General features: G+C 57.9%; 23 protein-coding genes. 12 read left to right on the top strand and 11 right to left on the bottom strand.

Annotated features, from left to right (window positions below; genetic code table 11):
- Positions 1-58: 58 nt before the first annotated feature.
- From ilvN to BLT54_RS14135, 6 genes are all read right to left on the bottom strand, one after another.
- Positions 59-625, bottom strand: a complete 567-nt coding sequence (ilvN, locus tag BLT54_RS14160; RefSeq protein ID WP_009571613.1) for an acetolactate synthase small subunit — start codon at positions 623-625, stop codon at positions 59-61.
- A 12-nt stretch (positions 626-637) separates the two neighbouring features.
- Positions 638-925, bottom strand: coding sequence for a hypothetical protein (locus tag BLT54_RS14155; RefSeq protein ID WP_074645955.1), 288 nt, complete (start codon positions 923-925; stop codon positions 638-640).
- 16 nt (positions 926-941) lie between these two features.
- Positions 942-2,690: an acetolactate synthase 3 large subunit gene (locus BLT54_RS14150; RefSeq protein ID WP_074645954.1), complete on the bottom strand. Its 1,749-nt coding sequence runs from the start codon at positions 2,688-2,690 to the stop codon at positions 942-944.
- Between the two features lie 311 nt (positions 2,691-3,001).
- A complete protein-coding gene (locus BLT54_RS14145; protein WP_074645953.1) occupies positions 3,002-3,595 on the bottom strand; it encodes a YbjN domain-containing protein in 594 nt (197 codons plus the stop codon).
- 150 nt (positions 3,596-3,745) lie between these two features.
- The gene (locus tag BLT54_RS14140; RefSeq protein WP_074645952.1) at positions 3,746-4,783 is read right to left on the bottom strand and encodes a zinc-dependent alcohol dehydrogenase family protein; all 1,038 of its coding nucleotides are present in this window, start codon (positions 4,781-4,783) and stop codon (positions 3,746-3,748) included.
- A 309-nt stretch (positions 4,784-5,092) separates the two neighbouring features.
- Positions 5,093-6,103 (bottom strand): AraC family transcriptional regulator, encoded by a 1,011-nt coding sequence (locus tag BLT54_RS14135; RefSeq protein ID WP_074645951.1) that lies wholly within the window; start codon positions 6,101-6,103, stop codon positions 5,093-5,095.
- Between the two features lie 366 nt (positions 6,104-6,469).
- On the opposite strand from BLT54_RS14135, the gene BLT54_RS14130 reads away from it, so the two are divergent.
- From BLT54_RS14130 to BLT54_RS14105, 6 genes are all read left to right on the top strand, one after another.
- A complete protein-coding gene (locus BLT54_RS14130) occupies positions 6,470-8,350 on the top strand; it encodes a PhoX family protein (protein WP_074645950.1) in 1,881 nt (626 codons plus the stop codon).
- A gap of 164 nt (positions 8,351-8,514) precedes the next feature.
- On the top strand, positions 8,515-9,543 hold the full coding sequence (locus BLT54_RS14125; protein ID WP_074645949.1) for a DUF2806 domain-containing protein: 1,029 nt from the start codon (positions 8,515-8,517) through the stop codon (positions 9,541-9,543).
- 182 nt (positions 9,544-9,725) lie between these two features.
- A complete protein-coding gene (locus tag BLT54_RS14120; RefSeq protein WP_074645948.1) occupies positions 9,726-10,820 on the top strand; it encodes a TRAP transporter substrate-binding protein in 1,095 nt (364 codons plus the stop codon).
- A gap of 179 nt (positions 10,821-10,999) precedes the next feature.
- Positions 11,000-11,290: an ArsR/SmtB family transcription factor gene (locus BLT54_RS14115; RefSeq protein WP_074645947.1), complete on the top strand. Its 291-nt coding sequence runs from the start codon at positions 11,000-11,002 to the stop codon at positions 11,288-11,290.
- Positions 11,287-12,348, top strand: a complete 1,062-nt coding sequence (locus BLT54_RS14110; protein ID WP_074645946.1) for a permease — start codon at positions 11,287-11,289, stop codon at positions 12,346-12,348. The genes BLT54_RS14115 and BLT54_RS14110 overlap by 4 nt, the downstream gene beginning before the upstream one ends.
- A 26-nt stretch (positions 12,349-12,374) precedes the next feature.
- Entirely contained in the window at positions 12,375-12,611 is a 237-nt protein-coding gene (locus BLT54_RS14105) for a thioredoxin family protein (RefSeq protein WP_074645945.1), read from the top strand.
- 39 nt (positions 12,612-12,650) lie between these two features.
- Here the strand turns inward: BLT54_RS14105 and BLT54_RS14100 are convergent, their stop codons facing one another.
- Positions 12,651-13,298 (bottom strand): response regulator transcription factor, encoded by a 648-nt coding sequence (locus BLT54_RS14100; protein ID WP_074645944.1) that lies wholly within the window; start codon positions 13,296-13,298, stop codon positions 12,651-12,653.
- On the bottom strand, positions 13,295-14,719 hold the full coding sequence (locus tag BLT54_RS14095) for a cache domain-containing protein (protein WP_074645943.1): 1,425 nt from the start codon (positions 14,717-14,719) through the stop codon (positions 13,295-13,297). The genes BLT54_RS14100 and BLT54_RS14095 overlap by 4 nt, the downstream gene beginning before the upstream one ends.
- A gap of 357 nt (positions 14,720-15,076) precedes the next feature.
- On the opposite strand from BLT54_RS14095, the gene BLT54_RS14090 reads away from it, so the two are divergent.
- From BLT54_RS14090 to BLT54_RS14070, 4 genes are all read left to right on the top strand, one after another.
- Positions 15,077-16,171, top strand: coding sequence for a TRAP transporter substrate-binding protein (locus BLT54_RS14090; protein WP_074645942.1), 1,095 nt, complete (start codon positions 15,077-15,079; stop codon positions 16,169-16,171).
- Between the two features lie 158 nt (positions 16,172-16,329).
- Positions 16,330-17,259, top strand: coding sequence for a TRAP transporter small permease subunit (locus BLT54_RS14085; protein WP_074645941.1), 930 nt, complete (start codon positions 16,330-16,332; stop codon positions 17,257-17,259).
- 204 nt (positions 17,260-17,463) lie between these two features.
- On the top strand, positions 17,464-19,818 hold the full coding sequence (locus tag BLT54_RS14075; RefSeq protein ID WP_074645939.1) for a TRAP transporter large permease: 2,355 nt from the start codon (positions 17,464-17,466) through the stop codon (positions 19,816-19,818).
- A 133-nt stretch (positions 19,819-19,951) separates the two neighbouring features.
- Positions 19,952-20,398 (top strand): hypothetical protein, encoded by a 447-nt coding sequence (locus tag BLT54_RS14070; protein ID WP_074645938.1) that lies wholly within the window; start codon positions 19,952-19,954, stop codon positions 20,396-20,398.
- 58 nt (positions 20,399-20,456) lie between these two features.
- Here BLT54_RS14070 and BLT54_RS14065 read toward each other — a convergent pair whose 3' ends face one another.
- The 3 genes from BLT54_RS14065 to BLT54_RS14055 form a co-directional block, all read right to left on the bottom strand.
- Positions 20,457-21,317, bottom strand: a complete 861-nt coding sequence (locus tag BLT54_RS14065; RefSeq protein ID WP_074645937.1) for an arginyltransferase — start codon at positions 21,315-21,317, stop codon at positions 20,457-20,459.
- A 192-nt stretch (positions 21,318-21,509) separates the two neighbouring features.
- Positions 21,510-21,968, bottom strand: a complete 459-nt coding sequence (locus BLT54_RS14060; RefSeq protein ID WP_074645936.1) for an RDD family protein — start codon at positions 21,966-21,968, stop codon at positions 21,510-21,512.
- A 102-nt stretch (positions 21,969-22,070) separates the two neighbouring features.
- Positions 22,071-22,580 (bottom strand): DUF2852 domain-containing protein, encoded by a 510-nt coding sequence (locus BLT54_RS14055; RefSeq protein ID WP_074645935.1) that lies wholly within the window; start codon positions 22,578-22,580, stop codon positions 22,071-22,073.
- A 272-nt stretch (positions 22,581-22,852) separates the two neighbouring features.
- Here BLT54_RS14055 and BLT54_RS14050 point away from each other — a divergent pair, with 272 nt between their 5' ends.
- Positions 22,853-23,299: a GFA family protein gene (locus tag BLT54_RS14050; RefSeq protein WP_074645934.1), complete on the top strand. Its 447-nt coding sequence runs from the start codon at positions 22,853-22,855 to the stop codon at positions 23,297-23,299.
- Positions 23,300-23,528: 229 nt separating this feature from the next.
- Complete coding sequence (locus BLT54_RS14045) at positions 23,529-26,321, top strand: [protein-PII] uridylyltransferase family protein (protein ID WP_074645933.1); 2,793 nt, start codon at positions 23,529-23,531, stop codon at positions 26,319-26,321.
- The last annotated feature ends 34 nt before the right edge of the window (positions 26,322-26,355 follow it).

Here is a 26,355-nt window from a genome sequence, read left to right as displayed (position 1 = left end):
AAAAGAGCGCCCAAGGGCGCTCTGTCAGATGTCACATGCGGGGTTAACCCAAAACGTTTTAGTCTTTGCCGCCCCGACCCAAAGCCGCCACACCCGTGCGCGCGGTCTCGATCAGGCCCAGCGGGCGCATCAGATCGGCAAAAGCGTCGATTTTCTCGGACGTGCCGGTCATTTCAAAGACAAAGCTCTCCAAGGTGCTATCGACCACATTGGCGCGGAAAATTTCGGCCAGACGCAGCGCTTCGATGCGCTTTTCGCCAGTGCCATGCACCTTAAACAGTGCCAATTCGCGTTCGATCGACGGGCCTTCGACGGTCAGGTCATGCACATCATGAACCGGGACAATGCGCCCGACCTGCGCTTTGATTTGTTCGATCACATCGCGGGTGCCAGTGGTGACAATGGTGATCCGCGACAGGTGCCCCGCGTGATCGACCTCAGCTACGGTCAGGCTTTCGATGTTATAACCCCGACCCGAAAACAACCCGACCACGCGGGCTAAAACGCCCGCTTCGTTGTCGACCAAAACGGCCAGCGTGTGTTTTTCAATCACCTCGGCGTGGTAGTCGCGAAGGTCATAGGCGGAATGGCTGGTGGAGCCTTGTTGGATGCGTAGAGCAGACATGTGTTCTCTCCCTTAGCCCGCGCAATTGAGCGTGGCATCGAATGTGTTGATCTCACCGCGTTTCACCAACGTGCGCACGGCACAGCCGGAGGCGGTTTCAATGGCGGCACGGGCGGCTTCTTCGAGCTTGGCAAAATTAAGCCGCCCCGTGTGATAATTTCTGGCCACGGCAGTGTCGCCCGTGACCTCAACGGCAAATGTGAACCCGTCTTGCGAGACCTCGGTGGCCTCGCCCGACAGGCACCCCGCAAGACCCCATGTCGCCACCAAAAGGGCGAGGGCCGTGCGCAGTGTTTTCATCAGCCGTTTCATCGGGTTACACCAAAACCGCGCCGTCGGACATGATCGCGCCTTCGGTCGAGGCCTCGCCCATCAGCATTTCGTTATGGGCCTTGCCTGACGGGATCATCGGGAAACAGTTTTCGTGTTTCTCAACGAGGCAATCAAAGATCACCGGGCCATCGTAGTTCAGCATCTCCATGATCGCGTCATCGAGATCTTTCGGGTCGGAACAGCGGATGCCTTTGGCACCAAAGGCTTCGGCCAATTTCACGAAATCGGGCAGGCTTTCGGACCAGGACGAGCTATAGCGTTCGCCGTGCAGCAATTGCTGCCACTGGCGCACCATGCCAAGGCGTTCGTTGTTGAGGATGAACTGTTTGACGGGCGCGCGGTATTGCATCGCCGTGCCCATTTCCTGCATGTTCATCAACCACGACGCTTCACCCGCGACGTTGATCACAAGGCTCTCAGGATGCGCCAATTGCACGCCAATGGAGGCGGGGAAACCGTAGCCCATGGTGCCCAGGCCGCCCGAGGTCATCCAGCGGTTCGGATCTTCAAAGCCCAAAAACTGCGCCGCCCACATTTGGTGTTGGCCGACTTCCGTGGTGATATAGCGGTCCATGTCCTTGGTCAGCGCTTCAAGGCGCTGGAGGGCATATTGCGGTTTGATCACCGTGTCGGAGTTCTTGTAGCTCAGACAGCGCACTTCACGCCATGTGTCGATCTGCTCCCACCACGCCTTGGTGATCGCGGTCTTACGTCCGCGCGATTTCCAGACCTTGAGCACATCTTCCAAGACATGCCCAACATCGCCCAGGACCGGCAGGTCCACGCGGATGACCTTGTTGATCGAAGAGGGATCAATGTCGATGTGGATCTTTTTGGAATTCGGGGAGAAATCCTGAATCCGCCCGGTGATCCGGTCGTCAAACCGCGCGCCGATGTTGATCATCAGATCACAGCCATGCATCGCCATATTGGCCTCATAGAGACCATGCATCCCAAGCATCCCCAGCCAGTTTTTGCCAGAGGCCGGGTAGGCGCCCAGACCCATGAGTGTGGAGGTGATCGGAAAGCCCGTGGCCTCGACCAATTCGCGCAACAGTTGCGAGGCGGCCGGGCCGGAATTGATCACGCCGCCGCCGGTGTAAAAGATCGGTCTCTCTGCTTTTTCAAGCATTTGGACGATGTTGTTGATGTCCTCGATCGAGGCTTTCACCTTGGGCTGGTAATGGCTGACCTTGGCTTTTGCCGGGCCGACATAGGTGCCGTCAGCGAACTGAACATCTTTCGGCAAGTCGATCAACACCGGACCCGGACGGCCCGATGTGGCGACGTGGAACGCCTGATGGATGGTTTCGGCCAGCTTGTCGGTGTCTTTGACCAACCAGTTGTGTTTGGTACAGGGCCGGGTGATGCCGATGGTGTCGGCCTCCTGGAACCCGTCGGTGCCGATCATAAAGGTCGGAACCTGACCGGAGAACACGACGAGGGGGATGCTGTCCAAGAGCGCGTCGGTCAGCCCGGTGACCGCATTGGTCGCGCCGGGGCCAGAGGTCACCAAGGCGACGCCGGGTTTGCCGGTCGAGCGGGCATAGCCTTCGGCGGCGTGGATCGCGGCCTGTTCATGGCGCACAAGGATGTGTTTGATGTCGTTTTGCTGAAAAATCGCATCGTAGACGGGTAGGACCGCGCCCCCCGGGTAGCCAAATATCGTGTCCACACCCTGATCCTTCAGGGCCTGAACCACCATCTCCGCTCCGGTCATTTGACGTGTCATCTTACTCTCCGTCTCACAAATCAATCTGTTTTAGGCAATAAAAAAGCCCCCGTTTTGGCGGGGGCGCATGGGAACCTATATGGTCAACCGTCACCGGCCCATGCGCTGTTGTCCTACTACTACAAGAATGCCGTTCATGGCGTGGATCCTTTCAGGGGTCCTTTATTGCTGTGCAGCGAACATTATGGTCGTGGACGCAGGGCGTCAACCATAAAATCGGCATATTGATTAAACAAAGTGTCGTAGATCGACGGTGTGTTGAAATAAAGTTGCGACTTTTGCGGGTTCAGGCGGGAATTGCGAAATCATGCTCACAAATCATGGGACAAAGTGTCGGGCTCTGGTGGCGGTGCGGCCTTAAAGTCGTCATGGGTGTCGGGGTCAAAATAGGCCTCGCCATCGTTCAAAATCTCCCGCCACCAATCAATCGTGTCATCAAGGGTTTTGCGTGGCATCCCGCCCATCAGGCTAAAGGAAAAATCGAACACCAAATCGCCGTCCATATCGACCGAGGCTTTGCCAAAGCGGAAATCATAATTGAAATCGTTCACTTCGGAGAGGTCGGTGATGTAGTCATCGCCGTCGAAAAAGGCGGAAAACGTGGCGCTTTTACAATCGGTTGTGCCGTCGCAATCGTAGAAATAGAGGCTGTATTTTTTGCCATCGATCCGACCGCGAAACATTGCGATGCCTTCGCGATCGGTGTCGCGTTCGACCGAGCCAAAGCCTTTGAGCAACGACTCGATCTCGTCCAAGGTGCTGAAATCCAAAATCTGATCGGCGCTGGCGGGGGCGGGGGCCATGGCCCAAAGGGCCGCGCCAAACGCAAGGCTGTGCGACAGCGTGTGCGACAGCGCACGCAGGGAAAACGGCAGGGAAGGCAGGACAGCGGCGAATATCGGCATGGGTAAAGCCTCTTGGGTAAAATCACCGCAATCTTAACCGGGGGCTTTGGGGGCTGGCAAGGTGGGCAGGCGATGCGCCGCCGCTGTTGCACCCCGCCGAAACGTCTCAGTCCCGGCGGGGGCGGTTTCACGACAGATCAACAAGATAGATCAAGCGGTGAGGATGATTTTCATCGCCTTTTCGCGCGCCGCGTTGCCAAAGACCTCATAGGCCTCAATGATCTCATCCAGTTTGAACCGGTGCGTCACCAACCGGCCCGGATTGACCTTGCCGGTGCCCAGCGTTTTCAACAACATCGGCGTGGTGTTGGTGCTGACCAGACCCATCGAAATGTTGATGTTCTTGATCCAGAGATCTTCGATATGCAGCTCGACCGAGGTGCCATGCACGCCGACATTGGCGATGTTGCCGCCGGCGGAGACGATTTTTTGGCAAATATCAAAGGTTGCAGGCACGCCCACGGCCTCGATGGCGACATCGACGCCAAGACCGCCGGTCATTTCCATGATCTTTGCAATCGGGTCTTCGCTGCCGACATGGATGGTGTCGGTGGCCCCGAATTCTTTGGCCAATTCCAACCGCGCCGGGTCCATGTCGACCATGATGATCCGACCGGGTGAATAGAATTGCGCGGTCAACAGAACCGACATGCCAACAGGTCCCGCGCCAATGATGGCGATGGTATCGCCGGGTTTGACGTTGCCGTATTGCACGCCAATCTCAAGGCCGGTGGGCATGATGTCAGAGAGCATCACCAGCGCCTCTTCGTCGGCACCTTCTGGGATCGGGTAGAGCGAATTGTCGCCATGGGGGATGCGGACATATTCGGCCTGTGTCCCGTCGATCTTATGGCCAAGAATCCAACCGCCATCCGAGCAATGGGCGTAAAGCTGACGCTTACAATTGGCGCATTTGCCGCAGGAGGTGACGCAGGAGATCAGCACGGCATCACCGGGTTTGAAATTCTGCACGGCGGAGCCGACCGCCTCAATAATGCCCACACCTTCGTGGCCAAGGGTGCGGCCGGGGGTCACGGCGGGCACATCACCTTTGAGAATGTGCAAATCGGTGCCGCAAATCGTGGTCTTGGTCACTTTGACGATCACGTCGGTGGGTTTGTCGATGCCGGGTTTGTCTTTTTCTGTCCAAACTTTCTCGCCTGGGCCTTGATATACGAGTGCTTTCATCTGTGTTTCTCCTCCAGAAGTCTACGACACTGTCGTTGCGTGAGACGAGCGAACGCCTGTGCGCGGCCCGTGTCGGACAGGAGCCTAGCTGGACTGAGAGCGAAGAGTAGACCGCAGTATACCGTGGGCTGATCCATTGCGGAAATCCCGGTTCGAAATCGGAAGCGGACTATGCCGCACTGCCGAAACGGGGTGGTTTGGGAGGAAGGTTTCGTTATAGTATAACGCTCCAATCCGTACAGACACTGCGGCTCAGGGGCAGTGCACCACAGGGACGCTGCGCTGATGGGGCACTGATGGAGCGCAGACTCAGATGCGGCGATTGCGCAGCGTGTTGGCGGGGGTTTCCCCGAACCGCTTGCGATAGAGCGCCGTCATCGCGCCAAGGTTCACGTAGCCTCGCGCGCGGGCAATGCTGGTCACGGTCTCGCCCGGCTGCGCCAGGTGTAGCGCCCCGCGCAACCCATCCAGCCGTTGTGCGGTGAGAAACTCATGCGGGGTGATGCCGCGAAACCGGCGAAACCCGTCCGACAGGCTGCGCGCGGTGATGCCAAGCTGGGCTGCGACCTCGCCAATGGTCGGCGCGCGGGCGGCGGTGTCTTGCATCAACCGTTCGGCTTCGCGGACATAATGCGGCGCGGCGGCGCGCGCACCCGTGTCCAGATTGAGCCCGGCACAGTCCGCCCAATTGCGCAACAGATCAAGACAGAGGGTTTCTTCGATGCGCCGTTCGATAAATGCGTCCGCAATGCCGTCATGTTTGGCGTCAAGGGTGCGGGTGGCGTAATCCAAAAGCGACAACCATGCCGATTGCCCGGCGCCAAAGATCAGGCGATTTTGCCAAAGATCATCTTCGGGCACAAAGTCGTACCAACGCGCAGCGGTTTCCTCCATCAGCGCATGTGGGATGGTCAGGTTGAGCTGTAAATCATTACCATCGGCAAGGTTCCAATAGCTCGTGCGGCTGCAATCGACGACATAGCTGTCACCCGGGCGGGTGTCGACGGCGTCATTGCCATTGAGCGGATGACGCACCGAGCCGCGCAGCGTGTTGACGACGATGATATTGCCGGAGGTTGGGTCAAAATCGTCGGCCCGTGTCGGCGTGCCAAAGCAAAAGCGGCTAAAGGTGATCCGCCCGATCTTGAGATTTCGGATGGTGGCGTTTGGGTCCATACCGCGGGTGAGGGGGCGGGTCGACAAGGGCATATAGGTCTTGGCGCAAAACGCGTTCACCACCGACCAGTCGCGGGTTGTGGTCAACTTATCTTGCAACAAAGGCGCGCCGCGCCGGTCCTCCAAAAGAGCCGTTTCCAACATGCCGGATCCTCCCAGTCCTGCGAAGTCACGGTCCGTTGCCCGCAGGTTGATCCTGTGAGGCATTGATCCCGTGTCTTGCCTGCGTCTTTGGCAAAGTCTGCCGAAAGCCGCGCCGTGCGGCAAGAACAATCCATGTGCAATGTGTTGAATAGGAGCGAAATCGAGGCGGGGCGGCTGCACGGTTTGGTGCGGCCACAGCGCGCATCTGCCGCAAGGTCAAGCTGCGGTTTCATCATTTTGTCGTCTGTCTGTCATCGCTCTGTTGCCGAAGATCGGCACCTGTGGTCAGGACGCGAGCGCGGGGGGTCTTTGACGCCCCAAGACGTTTGCGCAGATAGAGCAACATTGACTGCACTGGAGCCAAAAATGAACAATCAGGATTTCACCGATCTCTCTTGGGATGAATTTGACGAGATGCGTGACCCGCGCCCTGAGGCCAACGGCTTTGATGCCGTGGTCGAGCGTGCCATTTCGCGTCGTGGGTTCCTGGGCGGTGCACTGGCCTTTGGGTCGGGCGCTTTGGCCATGGGGGCGGGTCTTTTGTCCTCCACCACCGCCGCACGCGCCGAAGGCATGGGCTTTGCCTTTAAACCGATCGACATCGCGACCGATCACGACATCCATGTGCCCGAGGGCTATCAGTGGAAAGTGCTCGCACGTTGGGGCGATGCGTTGTTCTCCGATGCACAAGATGCCTATTCCCCAGAGACCGGCGTTGACGTGTCGAAATCCGACCGCGTCTTTGGTGAAAACACCGATGGCATGGAATTGTTCACCGATGGCGACAAACAGATCATCGCGGTCAATTCCGAATATGTGAATTCGAAAATCAACCTGCCGGAAGCCTCCAAGGGCCTGCCGCAAAATGCCGACGAAGTGCTGTTGCTCAAAAACTTGCAGGGCGTGACCGTCATGGAAGTGGCTGACATGGGCAACGGCTATGAGATCGTTGTGGACAGCCCCTACAACCGGCGCATCACCCACGAAACTCAAATGACCATGGACGGCCCGGCGGCGGGCTCCGATCTGGTGAAAACCAATGCCGATCCTGAGGGCATGTCCCCCAAAGGCACGATGAACAACTGTGGCTCGGGCAAGACGCTTTGGGGCACTTACCTGACCTGCGAAGAGAATTTTAACGGTTATTTCGGCGCCACTGGTGAGTATGACGTCACCGACGAGTTCAAACGCTACGGCATCGGCGGCGAAGGCCGCTACGCTTACGAGAAATTCGATCCGCGCTATGATCTCTCGAAAGAGTCGAACGAGCCGCATCGTCATGGCTGGATCACCGAGATCAACCCGCTTGATCCGGCGTCCACTCCGATCAAACACACCGCTCTGGGCCGGTTTAAACACGAAAACGCCGAAATGGTTCAGGCCGCCGATGGTCGCGTTGTGGTCTATATGGGCGACGATGAGCGTGGCGAATTCATCTATAAATTCGTCTCCAACGGCGTGTACACCGAGGGCGGTTCCACCGAGGGCCTGCTTTCTGACGGCACGCTCTATGTCGCCAAATTCAACGACGATATGTCGGGCGAATGGTTGGCTTTGACGCCGGAAACCACTGGCATGTCGATCGAAGACATCCTTGTCTTCTCCCGTATTGCTGGCTCCAAAGTCGGCGCGACCACGATGGATCGCCCGGAATGGGTCGCCGCGCACCCGTCCAAGGTGGAGGCCTATTGTGCCCTGACCAACAACAAAAACCGTGGCGTGAAACCGAACGCCGGTGGTGACGACACCCCGGTCGGTGGCCCGAACCCGCGTGAGAGCAACAACTTTGGTCAAATCGTGCGCTGGATGCCAGCGGGCGAAGATCATGCCGCTGATGCGTTCACATGGGATCTCTATGTCATGGCCGGCAACCCGAGCGTCTATGACAACGTCTATGCCGGTTCCAAAAACGTCACGGCGGGCAATATGTTCAACTCGCCCGACGGCATGGCCTTCTCCTCGGATGGCTACCTCTGGATCCAGACCGATGGCGATGACAGCAACGAAGGCGAGTTCGAAGGCCAAGGCAACAACCAGATGCTGGTTGGCAACACCGAAACCGGCGACATCGGCCGCTTCCTCACCGCTCCGAACGGGGCTGAGGTCACGGGCCTGTGCTGGTCTGCGGATAAAAAGGTTGCTTTCGTGGGCATCCAACACCCGGGTGGCTCCTGGCCGGACGGCGCTGGCAAACCGCGCTCCTCGGTGATTTCCGTGTGGCGCGAAGACGGCGCGCTGATCGGGTAAGCGGTTCCTCTAGGGTATCAGGCCTAGGATCGAAAGGGGGTGCGGTGAAAACCGCGCCCCTTATTTTGTGTCATGTGCTAAGTTAAAAAAGCAGTATCTTGCTATGATATTTCAATCAGAACATAATTGATGTCTGTAATACTGCTGTTTTTGAGGAGAAACATTTGGATCACGAACCAACCAATTTACCTGCGCAAATTGCTAACGCTCTTGTGTCAATTCCAAAAGGTTTGACGCCGGGTGTTATCAAAGCTTTGGACCGTTTGGTTGGTGCGACTGTAGATGTGCCTGTTGCATGGCTTAATCAAAAAAAGGCGAAAATCGATGCTCAAACGGAGTCCTACAAGTTAGTTGAAGCCTATATTGCTCAATCGGTTGTGTCAGGTGTGGAGGCAAATCCTGAAATTGCGCAGCGTGCCATGAACACGCTGATCAGGAAGGAATACCGTAAACAGTCAAACCGTGAAGCGGTTGCAGCTGCGATGGTTGAAGATTTGCGGAAAAATGCTCGTGAAACTTCTGAGAAAGAAGTCTCCGCGGACAATTTAACTGAGCTAGACGATGATTGGCTCAATATTTTTGAGCGCTACGCTGAGGATGCATCAAGCGAACGATTGCAAGGGCTTTGGGGGCGGGTTCTGTCCGGAGAAGTTCGGCAGCCGGGGCGTTTTTCAACGAGAACTTTGCGCTTTCTTTCCGAGTTTTCGCAAGCCGATGCGCTGACTTTTGAGAACTTTGCCAAGAAGTCATTTGGCGACAACGCACCTGCAAAACTCGTCAATCCCGCACAGGGCGAAGATATTAGCCATTTGATACATCTTGAGGCTAGTGGATTAATTCATGGGGCCAGCGGGCTAGGATTGCAAAAGACTGTGATATTCAATGATAAGGGAGACGCTTCTATCAGAGAAGGTAATATTATCATATTTTTGCATGGGGAGCCGGAGCAAAAAATTGAATTTGAGGCTGTTGTTCTAACTCCGCTTGGTCGAGAGGTGCTTTGTCTTGTTGGAAGTAGAAATGTACGTGAAGCTGCGCGATCTGTAGCGCTAGCAATTAGGACGCCAAAGATCCATGAGGCATACCTCAATGTTCTGACTATAGGCGAAAATGAGCAGAGAATTGAAACCAAGGAAGTGCTTTGGGTGAAGGAAATACCTGAAAGTCAGTCTGTTGATGGAAGTGCAAACTAGTTCTCGCGATTTCAGGCTTGTTCCCCTCCCTCCGCAATAATCCATCCCCCCCTCTGCATTCCCGCGCAACATTCGCGCGAAATGTCGCGCTTCGCCCCCTTCAATCTTTCGATCTGCCTTTGTAGGTTGCCTGCGATTTGACGCGGGGGCGTTCCCTCCGCGCGCCTGATGGAGATACACCTATGGATCGTCGTTCTTTTTTGAAAACCTCGGCACTGGGCGGGGCGTCTGCCGCTGCCGCCGCCGGTCTGGCCGCTCCGGCTCTGGCCCAAGGGGCACCGCGCACCCTGACCATGGTCTGCGCTTGGCCGCGTGGTCTGGCGGGTGTCTGGGATGCGGTCGAACGTTTTGTCGACAACGTGCAAACCATGTCGGGCGGCACGTTGGTGATCGACGCACGCGCGGCGGGCGAACTCGTTGGCGGGCTTGAGGTGTTTGACGCCGTGACCGCCGGTCAGGCCGATATGTACCACGCCGCAGACTATTATTTCACCGGTCAGCACCCGGCCTGGGCCTATTACACCACGGCCCCCTTCGGCATGACCGCGCCGGAAATGATGAGCTGGTATTACGGCATGGGCGGCAAGGATTTGCATCAACAGTTGGGCGATGTCTTTGGCCTGCACACTTCGATCGCGGGTCAAACCGGCGCGCAAGGCGGCGGTTGGTTCCGCAAGGAAATCAAATCGGTTGCCGATTTTCAGGGTCTGAAATTCCGCATGCCGGGCTTGGGCGGCGAAGTGGTTGGCAAACTCGGTGCCTCGGTTCAAGTCATGGCGGCGGGCGAAATTTACCAGGCGCTCTCCTCGGGCGCATTGGACGGCACCGAATGGGTCGGGCCGTGGTCAGATGAAAAACTTGGCCTGCAAGAGGTCTGTCAGTTCTTCTATCCGGCGGGCTTTCATGAGCCGGGCTCCGCGCTGTCGGTCAACACCAATCTTGAGGTGTTCGACAGCCTGAGCCCCGCCGAGCAGCGCATCCTTGATGTCGCGGCCGCCGAATGTCACCAGTTCGACTACGCCTTGTTCATCGCCAACAACGGCCCGGCGCTGGGGCGGTTGATCAGCGGCGGCACCCAGATCAAGGAATTTTCCGACGATGTCTGGGACGCCTATGGCGCGGCCTCGAAAGAGGTGTTGGACCAGTATATGGGTGACGAAATTTTCGCCGAAACCCGCGCGGCTTACGAATCCGCGATGGGCGAGATTTCGGGTTGGACGGGGCGTTCGGACAGCGTTTACACCGCCCAACGCAACCGGGTTTTGGGGCTGCTTTAATCCGCTTGATCCACTCTGAGACCATGAACGCGCATCCCTTAGGGGCTGCGCGTTTTTTATGCGTTCAAGAGGCCGTGCTGAATGTCCGTCCTGAATGTTCGGCATGGATGTCCTGATGTGATCCAGATCAAGGTGAGGGGGGGGTGAATATGCGCCTATGCGCATAAAGGAGCACCTTCATGATTCTGCCCATCCTCTCCGCCCTCGCTGACCCCACCCGCCTTGAGGCGATGCGCCTTTTGTCGGACGGCGGCGAGCACTGTGTCTGTGAATTGATGCGGGGGATCGGGGCGACGCAAAGCCGGATGTCGCGGCATATGCAGGTGCTGAAACAAGCGGGGCTGGTTTTGGATCGACGCGATGCGCAATGGGTGCGCTATCGCGTCAACCCGGATCTGTCGCCCGAGGTCAGGGCGGTTCTGGATGCGGTGTGCCATGCCGCGCAGAGCGCGCAAAGGAGCGTCGCATGAGCACAGATTTCACACACCCGTCGCACCCGTCACGCCCGGATTGGCTGTGGCATTTGGGTGTTGTCGCCGCGCTCGCGCTGTGGTGGATGCTCTATCATCAACTCGCGCCCCTGGCCGAGTGGATCACCGGCCTGTTGCCGGTGGAACGCCACAGCCACACCGGCGAAGCCATCGCGTTTTTCCTTTATGATGTGCCGAAAGTGATGATGCTTTTGACGCTCATCGTCTTTGTCATGGGGGTGGTGCGCAGCTTTTTCTCGCCAGAGAAAACCCGCGCGCTGCTGTCCGGCAAACGCGAGGGCGTGGGCAATATCTTTTCGGCGGGCCTTGGCATTTTGACGCCGTTTTGCTCCTGCTCTGCCGTGCCACTGTTCATCGGCTTTGTGTCCGCAGGCGTGCCCTTGGGCGTCACCTTTTCCTTTTTGATCGCCGCGCCGATGGTCAATGAGGTGGCGCTTGTGCTGCTGTTTGGCTTGGTCGGTTGGCAAGTGGCGGCGACCTATCTGGCCTTTGGGCTGCTCATCGCCATCATCGCCGGGTTTGTCATCGGAAAATTGCACCTCGAAGGCTGGTTGCAGGACTGGGTGCGCGACATTCATTCCGGCGCGTCCGCCCCGACCCAGATCGAGGGCGACGGCATGACGATGATCGAACGCTACCGGGCGGGGATAGAAGCCGTGCGGGAAATTTTTGGCAAGGTCTGGCTGTGGATTCTGTTGGGCATCGCGATGGGCGCGCTGATCCATGGCTATGTGCCCGAGGATTTCATGGTGAAAATCATGGGCGCCGAGGCGTGGTGGTCTGTGCCTGCCGCCGTGCTGATGGGCATTCCGATGTATACGAATGCCGCCGGGGTGATCCCGATCGTCGAGGCTTTGTTGGGCAAAGGTGCAGCCCTTGGCACCGTGCTGGCCTTTATGATGAGCGTCATCGCGCTCTCATTGCCTGAAATGATCATTCTCAAACAGGTGCTGACCTATCGCCTCATCGCCGTCTTTATTGGCATCGTCGGCAGCGGCATTTTGGCCGTGGGGTTCCTGTTCAATCTGATCTTCTGAGCTGATCTTTTGAAAGGAGACATCTGATGACATCCGTAAAAGTCTATGGTCCCGGCTGCAAACGCTGTGAAACCACTGTTGATGTGGTCCGCGATGCGGCGGCCAAACTGGGTCTTGAGGTCGAGGTCGAGAAAGTCACCGACCCGAAATCCATCGCCATGGCCGGGGTCATGTCGACGCCGGGGATCGCGATTGACGGCACGCTGGTCCATGCGGGCGGATTGCCGGATAAGACCAAACTTGAGGGCTGGCTGTCGGCCTGAGGTTCGGCCGCGCTCTAAACCAGCCTCTAAAACCGGCCTCTAAAACCGACCTGTGCCCTGCAACACACCATGCTCCATCGCGTAGCGTGTCAGCCCCGCGGTGGAGGAAATGCCCAGTTTGCGTTTGATGTTCTTGCGGTGGGTTTCGACCGTGCGCACGGAAATGTCGAGGGCTATGGCCACGTCTTTGTTGGATTTTCCCTGGGCCAGTTCCAACAGGATGGTTTGTTCGCGGTCGGTCAACGGTTCGCGCCCGTCGCGGATTTTGGTGGGTTTGATGGCCGCCTGCGCCCCGGTGCAAAGGTATTTCTCACCATTCATCACCGTATCAATCGCCTCTTTGACGTCTTCCGTCGGCACGTCTTTTAGAACATATCCCATCGCGCCATGTGACAGCGCCGCGCCGATATATTCGGGGCCATCATGCATGGTGAGGATCAGGATGCGGGTCTCTGGACGACGTTCCAACAACAGTTCGGTCGCCGTCAGCCCCCCCATGCAGGGCATGTTGAGATCAAGCAAAATCACATCGGGAGCCAAGTTCATCACCTGATCCACCGCCTCCTGGCCATTGCACAGGGTGCCCACAACATCGAGATCGTCAAAGGTCTCCAAAAGGGCGCGGATGCCTTCGGCCACCATTGGATGGTCGTCGACAATCAAGACGCGGGTCGGTGTTTCACTCATCGGGCACTTCCTACTGGGGCTGGGGGACGACTTGATCCTGCGGGCGTCAGGATATGCTTGAGCGGCACGGTGGCGTCAATGGCGGTGCCGGGCGAGAGGCTGTAGATGGTCAGCGTGCCGCCAAGCTGTTCCATCCGCTCGGCCATATTGCGCAGGCCCAGCCCGCGTCCGGCTTTGGCCCGCTCCGCCATGTCAAAGCCGCGCCCGTCATCGGAGATCAACAAGGTCGCCCCGGTGCGATGCCCGGCCAGTTTGATCGTGACCTCGGTGGCCTCGGCATGGCGTTCGATATTGGTCAGCGCCTCTTGGGCAATGCGGAACAGGGCGATGCGGGCCTCTTCGTCCAGGCGGTTGCGAAACACCACGGTTTCCAATTCGGTTTTGATGCCGGTGCGGGTTTGGAACTCTTCTGTCAGGGCCTTGAGCGCCGGCCCAAGCCCCAGATCATCCAACACGCCGGGGCGCAGATCGCGCGAGATGCGGCGCACTTCGGTGATCGCTCCGCCCAGCATCTCGACGCCGCGATCCAAACTGACGGGGGCGTTCGGGTCGTCCTTGGCCAATTGCCGTCGCGCCAATTCCAACGCATAGCGCACGCCAACCAAAATCTGGCTGATCCCGTCATGCAATTCGCGCGCCACGCGGCCGCGCTCTTCTTCTTGCGTGTCGAAAATGCGCTGGGTCAGTTCTTTGAGTTTGGCATCGGCCAAACGGCGTTCGCGGATGGTGATCGTGACGCCGGACATAAACACCAAAAGCGTGGCGGCCATGGTGATTGCGCCGATATAGACAAAGGTGCGGCGGATGCGCGCCTCGACCTGGGCGCGCGCGGCGGCGACCGACGTCAGCACATCGTCGATGAACACGCCGGTGCCAATCGCCCATTGCCAGTCCTGTAGCCCGACCACGTAGCTGATCATCTGTGCCTCTTTTCCGGTCGAAGGTTTTTGCCAAAGATAGCTGTGATACCCACCGCCTTGTCGCGCCAGGGTGATGAGCTCATCGACCACGGGCGTGCCGATGCTGTCGGCCAATCCGCTCCAGTTTTGGGTGATCAACCGCGTGTCGCGCGGAGCAACAAGATTGGTGCCATCATAGTCATAGACAAAGAAATAGCCGTCGATGCCATAGGTCATGGCCGACAGAATTTGCGTGACTTTGAGCTTGGCCTCTTCGTCATCGGGCGGTGCGGGATTGTATTCTGCGGTGATGGCCGCGCGGGCCAATTGCAGGTAGTTTTGCAATTCCTGCCGCTTGGCCGAAATCAGTTGCGCCTCCAGTTCGGAAATCTCGTGATCCGCCATGTTGCGCGATTGATCCGCCACCAAAACGGCAATCGCCGACACCGCCATCAACAACGGCAGGGTCGCCAGCAAAAACAATTTGCGCGCATAGGTGAGTTCGGGGATCAGGCGGGGCATTGAGAAGGGGGTCCTAAAAGGGGCTAAGAGGGCCAAGGGGCGGTCATGCAACGAATCAAAGGATAGCGGGGCGAGGGGGCAGGTCAATCATCTGGCTGTCTTCTGGTTTGGTCGCACGAAAATTGCGCTGAACTGGTGATGACGCGTCATAAAAAGACCTTAGCTGCGTAGAGTTGGGTATTCAAACGCATGAGTGACGGCGTTAACGTCGCCCAACAAGCTCGGTTCGGTTTCGGCCGGATCTGGGGCGCGAGGGGGGTAAACGGGGGAGTTTCGCGGTCAGCCGCGAATGCCGATCCTGATGCTGTCTGAAGGCCCTTACCATTCGCCATAGACTATTTTGGGAGGAAACCATCTATGGATCGTCGTTCTTTTTTGAAAACTTCTGCTCTTGGGGGCGCATCCGCCGCCGCAGCCACAACACTGGCCGCGCCGATGTACGCGCAGGGCAAACGCACGCTGACCATGGTCACCACATGGCCGCGCGGTCTTGCCGGTGTGTGGGACACTGTGGAGCGCATTGCGGCCTCTGTCACGGCGCTGACCGATGGCGCGGTGACGATCGAACCGAAAGCCGCGGGCGAGCTCGTGGGCGGTCTCGAAGTGTTTGACGCCGTGACCGCAGGTCAGGCCGATATGTACCACGGTGCCGATTACTATTTCACCGGCCAACACCCGGCCTGGGCCTATTTCACCACCGTGCCCTTCGGCATGACCGCACCGGAAATGATGGTGTGGTATTACGGCATGGGCGGTATGGATTTGCACAGCAAGCTGGGCGAAATCTTTGGTCTTAAACCCTTTATCGCCGGTCAAACCGGTGCGCAGGGTGGCGGTTGGTTCCGCAAGGAAATCAAATCCGCCTCTGATTTTCAGGGTTTGAAATTCCGTATGCCGGGCCTTGGTGGTCAGGCTCTGTCCGAACTTGGTGCCTCTGTTCAGGTGCTTCCGGGCGGCGAGATTTACCAAGCACTGTCCTCTGGTGCGCTGGACGGCACCGAGTGGATCGGCCCGTGGTCGGATGAGAAACTCGGCTTGCAAGAGGTCTGTGATTTCTACTACCCCGCTGGTTTCCACGAGCCGGGTGCGGCGCTGTCCGTTGTCACCAACCTCGAAGTGTTCGAGAGCCTGACCCCGTCGCAGCAAAAAGCCATCGAAATCGCCTGTGGTGAAGGCCATCAGCACAACTACGCGCTGTTCATGGCCAACAATGGCCCGGCGCTTCAACGTCTGATTTCTGCGGGCGTTCAGGTCAAAGAATTCTCCGACGATGTCTGGGATGCCTATGGGGCCGCCTCCAAAACCGTTCTCGATGGCTATATGAGTGATGAGCTTTTTGCCGAAGTCCGCACCTCCGCTGAGGCCGCAATGGCCTCCACGTCTGGCTGGTCCGGTCGCTCTGACAGCGCCTACACCGCCCAGCGTGACCGCGTTTTGGCAAACCTCAAGTAAGTCATCGCACTGTGAAAAAAACGAAAATGCGCGCGGTATTCGCGCGCATTTTGCGGCTTGAGACATTGCCGCTGAGGCGTGGCAGGTATAAGGCACCGCCCAGACGCATTTAGAAAAGAGCGGATCGCATCAGCCGGTCCGAAGAGGGGACAGCAACCATGGAAGAGCAGGCCAGCACATCTTTCTTTGGCGCGGTGTTCGACGGGCTTTTGGCCCTTGTCGTCAATCTCGGCCTTGGATTTTGGCACATCATTCAGGCCGTGACCCATCCGGGCGCATGGCTGGATTGGTCGAATAAAGAAAGCCTGTTGCGCTTTGTTTATTTTGGTGGGTCCAAAGAATTTCTGTTTGTTTTCTTGGACATTATCATCGTTATCAGCCTTATCGGTTTTTTCTACCGTCCGTTTATGTGGGGGCTGGTGCGCGGGCTTGAGAAAATCACCAACACCGTTGGCCGCGTCGCCGCATGGGCTGGTCTTTTGATGGTGCTGCAACAGATCATGGTGGTTTTCCTTCAGTCGATCTTTAGGCTGGGCGAAATCACCATCGCGCCTTTTGGTGCGGGCTTCACCCAATCGGTCGGCTGGTTTTCCGAAAGCCTGAAATTTGAAAACGCCCTCGTCGTCGCGCTTTGCGTGTCCTACGCTTTTGTACAGGGCAGCCATGTGCGCGTCGATCTGGTCTATGCCGGGGTGTCGCATCGGGCGAAACGGGTGATCGACATGTTCGGCTCGCTGTTTTTCATGCTGCCGGTGGCGTTTTTGACATGGATGTACGCATGGTTCTTTCTCTGGCGGCACCTGATCACCCCGAAAGTGTCGGCCTCTGACAAGCTTGAGTTGATGCTGCGCAAAGCGCGGATCGTGAAATGGAATGTCGAAACCGTGTCGTTTTCGGCCAACGGGTTTAACGGCTATTTCCTGTTTAAAATCCTGATGCTGTGCTTCATCGGCCTCGTGATCCTTCAGGCGCTGGCGTTTTTCTACCGTTCCTATCTCGAATTTCTTGAGGGCGAAGAGTCGGCTGGCAAATATCTTGACCGGGACACGCTTGGCGCGGGCGAAGAAGCCTTTGAGGGCACGCACTAATATGGAGCATTTTCAGGACAAGTGGGCACCGGTTTTCCGGTTCGAAAATGTGACCAGCACAATGGAGCATTTTCAGGACAAGTGGGCACCGGTTTTCCGGTTCGAAAATGTGACCAGCACAATGGAGCATTTTCAGGACAAGTGGGCACCGGTTTTCCGGTTCGAAAATGTGACCAGCACAAAAGACTAAGAGGGATCAAAGACATGTTTTTCGGACTTGATGGCGTAGAAATTGGCCTCATCATCGTGTTCCTCTGTCTGTTCAGTGGAATTCTCACAGGCTTCCCGGTGGCCTTTGCCATTGGCGGCGCGGGGTTGTTGTCCTTTGGCATCATTGCCGCGTTGGACAGTGCCGGGATCTTGGTGCACCAGGCGCTTGATACCAATGCGCAGGCCTATCGTGATCTGGTCAATTCCGGGGTGAATCCGGTCACCATTTCGCATTTCAGATATCCAGATTTGCCCACCTATATGCAGCCCTTGTTTGAGGGCGGTTGGGAACAGGCGATTGATCGCAACCTGTCCTTTATCGTCAATCGGATGAACGAACGCGTCTTTGCGGGGGCTTCGATCGAAACGCTGTTGGCGGTTTTGATGTTCGTAATGATGGGGATCGTTCTGGAACGGTCTAAAATTGCCAACGATCTGTTGACCACCATGGCGCGGGTCTTTGGCCCGATCCCCGGTGGTTTGGCAGTGTCCGTGGTCATCGTCGGTGCCTTTTTGGCTGCTTCGACCGGCATCGTGGGTGCGACCGTGGTGACCATGGGGCTTTTGTCACTGCCGACCATGTTGCGGCACAATTATTCGCCAGAGCTTGCCACCGGCGTCATCGCCGCCTCGGGCACGTTGGGTCAGATCATTCCGCCCTCCATCGTGATCGTTTTGCTCGGCACATTGGCGGGCGATCTTTATTCCGCCGCCCAAGAGGCGCGGGCACAGGCCGTGGGCTGTAGCGATGCTTTGACCTATCTGGGCAAACCGGCGGTGGTGTCTGTCGGCACCTTGTTCCAGGCGGCAATGTTGCCGGGGATTTTCCTAGCCTTCCTCTATGCGCTTTACGCCTTTGGCTATGCGTTGTTGAACCCGCACAAAGCCCCGCCCGTGCATCTGTCGCACACCAGCCATGACACCATCACCCGCCGCGAAGGCCTGTTGTGGTTCCTGGCGATCCCGGTGATTTTGATCGGCGGCGCGATTGTCTTTGGTCAGGTCGGGATTGCGGGCAATCAATCGGTGTTGGTCAAGGAATACACCGATGCGGGGGCGCGCGCCTCACTGCGCACCAATGTGTCGCAGCAATGTGAAGTGGCGATGATCGAACTGCATGGCGAGGATGCGTGGAACACCGCCCTGTCGGAACAGGCCGCGATTGAGGCCGCTGGCGGGGCCGTGGAAAGCGTTCAGCGCAGCCCGGAAGAGATCGACCGGCTGATCGCCGTGGCGGTGGACACCGCGCCGAAACTCGGCAATGGCCTGTTGACCGTGATGGTGCTTTTGAGCGTTGTTTTGGCCTTTGGTCGCGGTGTGGCACCGTCGTCTGATCCGCGTCCTTTGCTGATCGGGGCTGCCGGGATCGCGGGCATCTTGGCGATGGATGCGCTGTTTGTCAGCCCGCTGACCAGTTCCGGCACCGCCGCGTTCTATTACCTGATCCCGGCGCTTTTGATGGTCTATGGTCTCAAAGAGGCGGCGATTCGGTTGGGTAAAAACGAACTGTTTCGTGTGGTTTTCCCGCCGCTTGTGTTGATCGTTGCCGTGCTTGGCTCGATCTTGGGCGGTGTGACCAACCCGACACCTGCCGCAGGTCTTGGGGCCGGGGGCGCGATCCTTTTGGCGGCTTACCGCAAATTGGCCGATCATCATAAATCTGGCAAAATCATTTTGGGCGCGGCGTTTTCCGTCGTCATCATGATCCTGATCGGGTCGAATTTCGACCTGCGTCTGGGCCGGGGCGATGTGCCGTTTGAAGATTGGGCGGCTTATGTCGTGGCTCTCGTGGCCTTCTATTACGCGATGTTCGGCATTCTCTATGCCTGCTGGGTGTTGTGGGGTGATGGCACTTTGGGGGTCGTGGTGCGTGAAACCGCCAAGGTCACGTCGATGGTCTTCACCATTCTGATCGGCTCGCAGCTTTTGAACCTCGTGGTGATCTCGTTTGGCGGAGAACATTACATCCAAAGTTTCCTGCGCTCGTTTGACAATGAATTCACCGTCTTCCTTTTGGTCATGCTGGTGCTGTTCATCTTGGGCTTTGTGTTGGATTTCCTTGAGATCATCTACATTGTCGTGCCTATCGTCGGCCCGGTGATCTACGGCGGCACGATGGACCCGAAATGGGTGACGATCATGATTGCGGTCAACCTTCAGACCTCCTTCCTCACACCGCCCTTTGGCTTTGCCCTGTTCTATCTGCGGGGCGTGGCGCCGCCCTCCGTGACCACGGGGCATATCTACCGAGGGATCATCCCCTTTGTGCTCATTCAGGTTCTGGGGCTTGGCATCCTGTGGATGTTCCCCGACATCGTCACGATTGTGCCGAACCTGTTGTCGAAATAGAGCCTTTTGACTGGCCTGTGATACAACCAAAAGCCCCGCCACTGAGCGGGGCTTTTCTTTTCCGGAAAATAAGGTTTGTGGGATTTGAAATTATCCGATAAAAATACTCGGGTAATGAATCGAAGGACCACCCATGTCATATTCTCCCCACGATCCCTTTGGTCTTGATCCCGCCCGAGAGGCCGAGGGTGCCGAACCGGTTGGCCGCATGGACCAGCTCGACGCCCAGGGTCGAATGGTCGTGGCGCTGATGCGTGGCGCGCAGATTGCGGGCAAGGACAGCGACATTTCCAAGGTCTATGGCCAGATGATGATGGTGTTTGAACGCCACGCGCGCCGGCCTTTGATGCGGCACCACCCGGACTGTGCCTGTCTGGGTGCGGATGAGGCGGTGATGGCGCGATTTGTCCGCCTTGCGGCGCGGGGCGCGCGCGAGGATGCGGCTTTGATGGCGATGCTGTTGATCCGGGCCGACATCGCGTCTTTGGCGGTGTCCTTGGCCGAACAATTGGGGCTTTTGATTCAAGTGGCTGCTCGCGTTGACGCCCATGCGATGCGTCCGCACGGCACCTATCACTAAAGCGTCATGGCTTTAACCTGAGACCAGGAAAGGCGTGACGCTTTAACGGGATACGGCTTTAATACTCCGACCGAGGCGCGCGCGACGGGTGGGGCACAGTATGGGTGTCCGGCAAGTCGATCTTGGCCACCTGTTGCGCGATCGGTTCGGATTCAATCGGATGGGCCTCAGCGGAAAAATCGTCCGGGTCTATCATGTCGACCCATTGGCCACCCTGATAGACCTCCAGCGCCGAAAACCGCGCCTTATAGCCCATTTTGGGCGATCCGGGCACCCAATAGCCCAAATAGACATAAGGCAGGCCAGCCTCGCGGGCGATCTCGATATGATCCAGAATGACATAGGTGCCAAGACTGTCCTTGACCAAATCGGGTTTGTAAAACGAATAGACCATAGAGAGGCCGTCATCCAACAGATCGGTCAAACAGGTCGCCGCCAATTCGCGCGGCGTGCCCCCCCGTGAGGTGATGTAATATTCGATGACGCGGGTGCGGATCGGGGTTTCTTCGATCATCGCGGCGAATTCAAACACATCCATATCGGCCATGCCGCCGTCGGCGTGCCGGGTCTCAAGATAGTCGCGAAACAGCTCATATTGCGCCTCGGTCGCCCAAGGCGAGGTTGCGGCGCGTTTGAGGTAATTGTTTTTGTTGATCGCGCGGCGTTGCGATTTCGATGGTTTGAAATCGGCCACCCGGATGCGGGCAGACATACAGGCGCTGCAATCGGCACAGGTTGGACGGTACAACACGTTTTGTGACCGCCGGAACCCTTGTTTCGACAGGCTGTTGTTAAGCTGATCGGAGCTCTCGCCCTGCAAGGAGGTGAACAGCTTTCGTTCCATCCGGCCCTCAAGATAGGGGCAGGGCTGTGGAGCCGTCACATAAAACTGCGGCGCGAGGGGGAGGGTATGACGCATAAAGTCGACTTAGGATGATTTCACAAAGGGCGCGTTAACGGCACGCAGAGGGAAGGTAGCAAGTCCTGACCCACGCGCCAAGCCCCCCGATCACATCGCAGTAAATTCATCTGCGAGTTTCGTCCCAAAAACGCAGAAAAAAGGCGCATCTGCGCCCTTTTCCGTTATTTTTAGGAAGTTTGAAAACGGATCTCAATATGCAGAGGGCCGATTGATTGCCGCCGACCCTAAAATCAGGTCGCTGAGCCCCTGTTTGCGCCCGGTTGTCAGCATCAAGACAACTGAGATCACCTGCGGCAGGCCCATCGTACACCAGACGGTGAACAGCCCCGTATGCAACAGCGCCATGCCAAGATCAAAACGCTCGCCCTTTGAGGTGCGAAACTCGATCCCCATCAGGCGCATCCCCAGCGTGGCGGAGCCATTTGTCAGGGTGACGACCCGATAGGCAAACCCGACCACCGCCACCAGAAAGGGGAAAAAGAAAATTCCGGTGAAGGCGGTAAACGGTACGATCATTGCCGCGATCAAGGTGGTGACGATCAGGTCCACAACAAAGGCAAGCGCACGTTTGGTGGGGACGGCGTCGTAAAACCCCGGCTGGCGTTCCGGGTCGGGAAGGCCCCAAAGGGCGGTATCATCGTGGAACATGGTCTCACTCACATCTCTGTGTCAGGTCAGTTTGACGGGTTTCAGGGCTTGGACGGGATGGGCAAACTCAGGGTCGAGTCTGCCCGATCTCGGGTGTGTGGCTCAAGCGTCTTCTTTGTCGGCGCTTTCGTCATGATCTTTGGCGTCATGATCTTTGGCGTCATGATCCTTGGTACGTGCCTCAGATGCCTTTTTCACGCGGTCCTCCATGAACTGGTCAAACTCGGCCTTGTCCTTTGCGGCGCGCAGGCGCTCAAGGAAGGATTCGAATTGATCCTGTTCCTCTTCCAGACGCATCAACGTTTCGGTCTTATACGCGTCAAAGGCGCTGTTGCCAGACGGGCGAGCGGCGGCGCGGGCGGCACGGAAGGTTTCGCCATGGGAGCCACAGCGATGAGTGCGGTGATGAGAGCGATTTTTACAAGCGAACATTTTTTTACCCCAGATCATGTAAAAGAGAAGTGCAAGGCCAACCGGCCAGACGAAGACGAAGCCAAGGACCATTGCGGCGATCCAGGCCCCTTTGCCCTTATCGTCAAGCCAGCCTTCGGCGCGACGGAACCAGCCCATAGGGCGATCCTGAGCGGTGTAGGTGGAGGTGACGTCGGTCATTGATGAACCCTTTCGGAAGGTTGTGATGTTTGATGTGAATGTCTTTCACATTACCAAAATGGGTTCGGCGGGTTTCTGGTGCAAGGGTTTATGTGAATGTTTTTTACATTAATTTGAAAATGCAATTATAAATAATGGCTTAGGTGTTTTTTTATGGGAAACAGTTTCTATTGCCCCCAATGTGAGGCTGTGTTTGACTGCCGATATAGGATGAGATGTCCTCCAAATTTGAACTAGGGTATTAAACAAGGGTATTAAATGTGGCTGTAGATATGAAACTGCCCCAAATCGGCTCATGCCGATGCGGTGAGGTGGTGATTGAGGTGGCAAAGGCCCCGATCATGACCGCGGCCTGTCATTGTCGCGGCTGTCAGAAGATGAGCGCCAGCGCCTTTTCCTTGACCGCGATGGTGCCCGCCGAAGGCTTCCGCGTCGTCAGTGGCGACGTGGTAAAGGGCGGCATTCAGGGGCCTGAGTTGGATCACTATGTCTGCCCTTTCTGCAAGACTTGGATGTTCACTCGCATCACCGGCTTTGACGCGGTGGTCAATGTGCGGCCGACCCTGTTTGAGGTCGCCGAATGGACCGTTCCGTTCATCGAAACGATGACCTCGGCCCGGTTGCCTTGGGTGCGTATCCCGGTCCAACACAGTTTTGAGGGGATGCCTGATCCGGCGCAATTCCCGGCGCTGCTTGCGGCCTATGCGACGCGCGTTTGACGCCGCAACGTGTGAACACCGCCATCCGCGCTCCTGCGACTGTCGCCAAATCTGCCGGTGCGATCGCAAAATATGGATTGAGCGGCCCGCGTCCTTAAGTGCCGTTTCGACACGGGTGAGGCTTTTGATCATCGGTGGCACCAACTGATTTCCCGCACCAAACCGTGTCGATTTGGGTTGCGCAAGACGTGCAATCGGCCATGCTCGGGGCAAGATTTCAGGAGGAACCATGTCCGACATCAGCGCCGTTTCCCGTCGCATCACGCGCTTGCCGCGCGCCTATGATCCCGAGCGTGGCGCCGAGGCGGCCGAGGCGGTTGCGGGGCTGACCAAAGACGAAATCGCCCTTGTTCAGGGTGCCGCAGGCTCTGCGCCCTATCTGCATGGTCTGGTGTTGACCGAGGCGGCGTGGCTGATGCCCGCCTTTGACGACCCGATGCGCGCGCTGTCCGATGAAATTTCCCGGATTGAGGCCTTGCCCTTTGACCAAATCGATCCCGGCCTGCGCCAAGCCAAACGGCGCATCGCGCTTTTGGCCGCGCTTTGTGATCTGGGCGGGGTTTGGGCGCTCAGCGACGTCACCGGGTCGCTGTCTTTGCTGGCGGATCGGGCCTGTCATGTGGCGATGCGGGCGCATGTGGCGCGCGAAATCAAGCGCGGTAAAATCCCCGGCCAGACCGAAGACGACATTGAAAGCTGTGGCGGTATGGTGGCGCTGGCCATGGGCAAACATGGTGCGGCGGAGTTGAATTATTCGTCGGATATTGACCTGATTTGCCTGTTTGACGAAAGCCGGTTTGAGGGCGTGGACCAGATGGAAGCGCGCGCAGGCTTTATCCGCGCCACCCGTCGTGCCATGGCCTCGCTGTCCGATTTGACCGGGGACGGCTATGTGTTTCGCACCGATCTGCGCCTGCGCCCGGACCCCTCGGTGACACCGGTGTGTTTTTCGATGGACGCCGCCGAGCGCTATTACGAAAGCGTTGGGCGGACCTGGGAACGCGCCGCCTATATCAAAGCCCGCGCTTGCGCCGGCGACATTGCGGCGGGGGAGCGGTTTTTGAATCAGCTCACCCCCTTCGTGTGGCGCAAGCACCTTGATTTCAACGCCATCCGCGAGACCCATGACATGCGGTTGAAAATTCGCGCCCATAAGGGGCTTGGCGGGGCGCTGAAACTCGAAGGGCACAATATGAAATTGGGTCTTGGCGGTATTCGCGAGATCGAATTTTTCGCCCAGACCCGGCAATTGATCGCGGGGGGGCGTGACCCGGAGCTGCGCGCGCGTGGCACCGTGCCCGCCTTGGCGAAACTGGCCGAAAAGGGCTGGGTCGAGGCGGAGGTGGCCGAGACGCTCAGCCGTGATTATGAGGCGCACCGCGAGGTCGAACACCGCCTGCAAATGCTGCGCGATGCCCAGACCCACAGCCTGCCCAACACGCCCGAGGAATTCGACCGTTTGGCCGCCTTGATGGGCCGGACGACGGAGGCGATGCGCACCGATCTGCGTGAACGCTGCCTGCGGGTGCATGGGTTGACCGAGGAGTTTTTTGCCCCCGGAGAGACCGCTCCCGCGCCGGATTTGCCGCCCGAACAGGAGGAAATCACCAAGCGCTGGTCAACCTATCCTTGCCTGCGCACGTTGCGGGCACAACAGATTTTTGATCGGCTCAAACCCGATCTTTTGGCGCGGATTCAACGGCTTGATCGTCCGACGGAGGCGCTCAGCCACCTTGACGGTTTCCTGGCCGGTCTGCCCGCGGGGGTGCAACTTTTTGCCTTGTTCGAGGCCAATCCGCAGTTGATTGACCTGATCCTCGACATCGTCTCCACCGCGCCGCATTTGGCGCGCTACCTGTCGCGAAACGCGGGCGTTCTGGACGCGGTCATCGGCGGGTCGTTTTTTGCGCCTTGGCCGGGGCGCGCGGGGATCACGGCGGAACTGTGCGACGTGTTGGAACGCGCCGGGGATTATGAGCGCCAACTTGATACCTGCCGTCGCTGGGCCAAGGAATGGCATTTCCGCGTCGGTGTGCATCAGTTGCGCGATTTGATCACCGCCGATGAGGCCGGGGCACAATATTGCGATCTTGCGGTGGCCTGTGTGGCCGCGCTTTATCCGCGCGTTGTAGCCGAATTTTCCGGCAAATATGGCCCGCCACCGGGCAAGGGCGCGATGGTTTTGGGCATGGGCTCTCTGGGCGCGGGGCGGCTGACGGCGGCCTCTGATCTGGACATGATCGTGATCTATGACGCGGGAGGTGTTGAGGCCTCGGATGGCCCACGCGCCTTGCCCGCGCGCACCTATTACGCGCGTCTGACCCAAGCCCTGATCACCGCGATGACCGCCCAAACCGCCGAAGGGCGGCTGTATGAGGTCGATATGCGTCTCAGGCCTTCGGGCAAACAGGGGCCTGTGGCAACCTCCTATGAAAGCTTTGAAAACTATCAGAAAAACGAGGCATGGGTTTGGGAACATCTGGCGCTGACACGGGGCACGGCGATTGCCGGGGATCAGGCTTTGGTCACTGCCGTTGAGGCGTTTCGCACCGAGATCATCACCGCGCCGAAAGACGAATCCCGCATCCGGCAAGAGACTCAGCAGATGCGCGTGCGCTTGGCCGAGGCCAAACCCGGCTCGCTTTGGGACCCCAAAAACGGTCCCGGTCGGATGATGGATATTGAACTGAGTGCGGAAGCCGCCGCATTGATCGCAGGCGCCGGCTGTCAGGATGTCTATGCGCAATTGCGGGCCGGGTTGGAGTGTGGCTGGCTCACCGAGGCGGAACATGCGTTGCTTTGTGAGACCTATCGGTTGATGTGGCGGCTGCAATCGGCGGCCCGGCTTTTGACCGGCGAAAAACTCGACCCGGAGGCCGTGGGCGAGGGTGGCCGGGCGTTTTTGCTGCGTTCAAACGGGGCGGTGAGCATGGCGGCGCTGTCCGAAGAGGTGGCCGTGCGGGCGCGGGCGGCGGCGCTGATCTTGGATCAGGTGCTTGCGCGCCCGGCCTGTGAGGGATAGCACATCGGGTAACATCAAAGTCGGGGCAACAGGA

This window comes from Celeribacter baekdonensis, assembly GCF_900102315.1.
Taxonomy (GTDB): Bacteria; Pseudomonadota; Alphaproteobacteria; order Rhodobacterales; family Rhodobacteraceae; genus Celeribacter; species Celeribacter baekdonensis.
The sequence above is the reverse complement of the archived record's forward strand: the minus strand, read 5'-3'. Positions and strand labels throughout refer to the sequence as shown.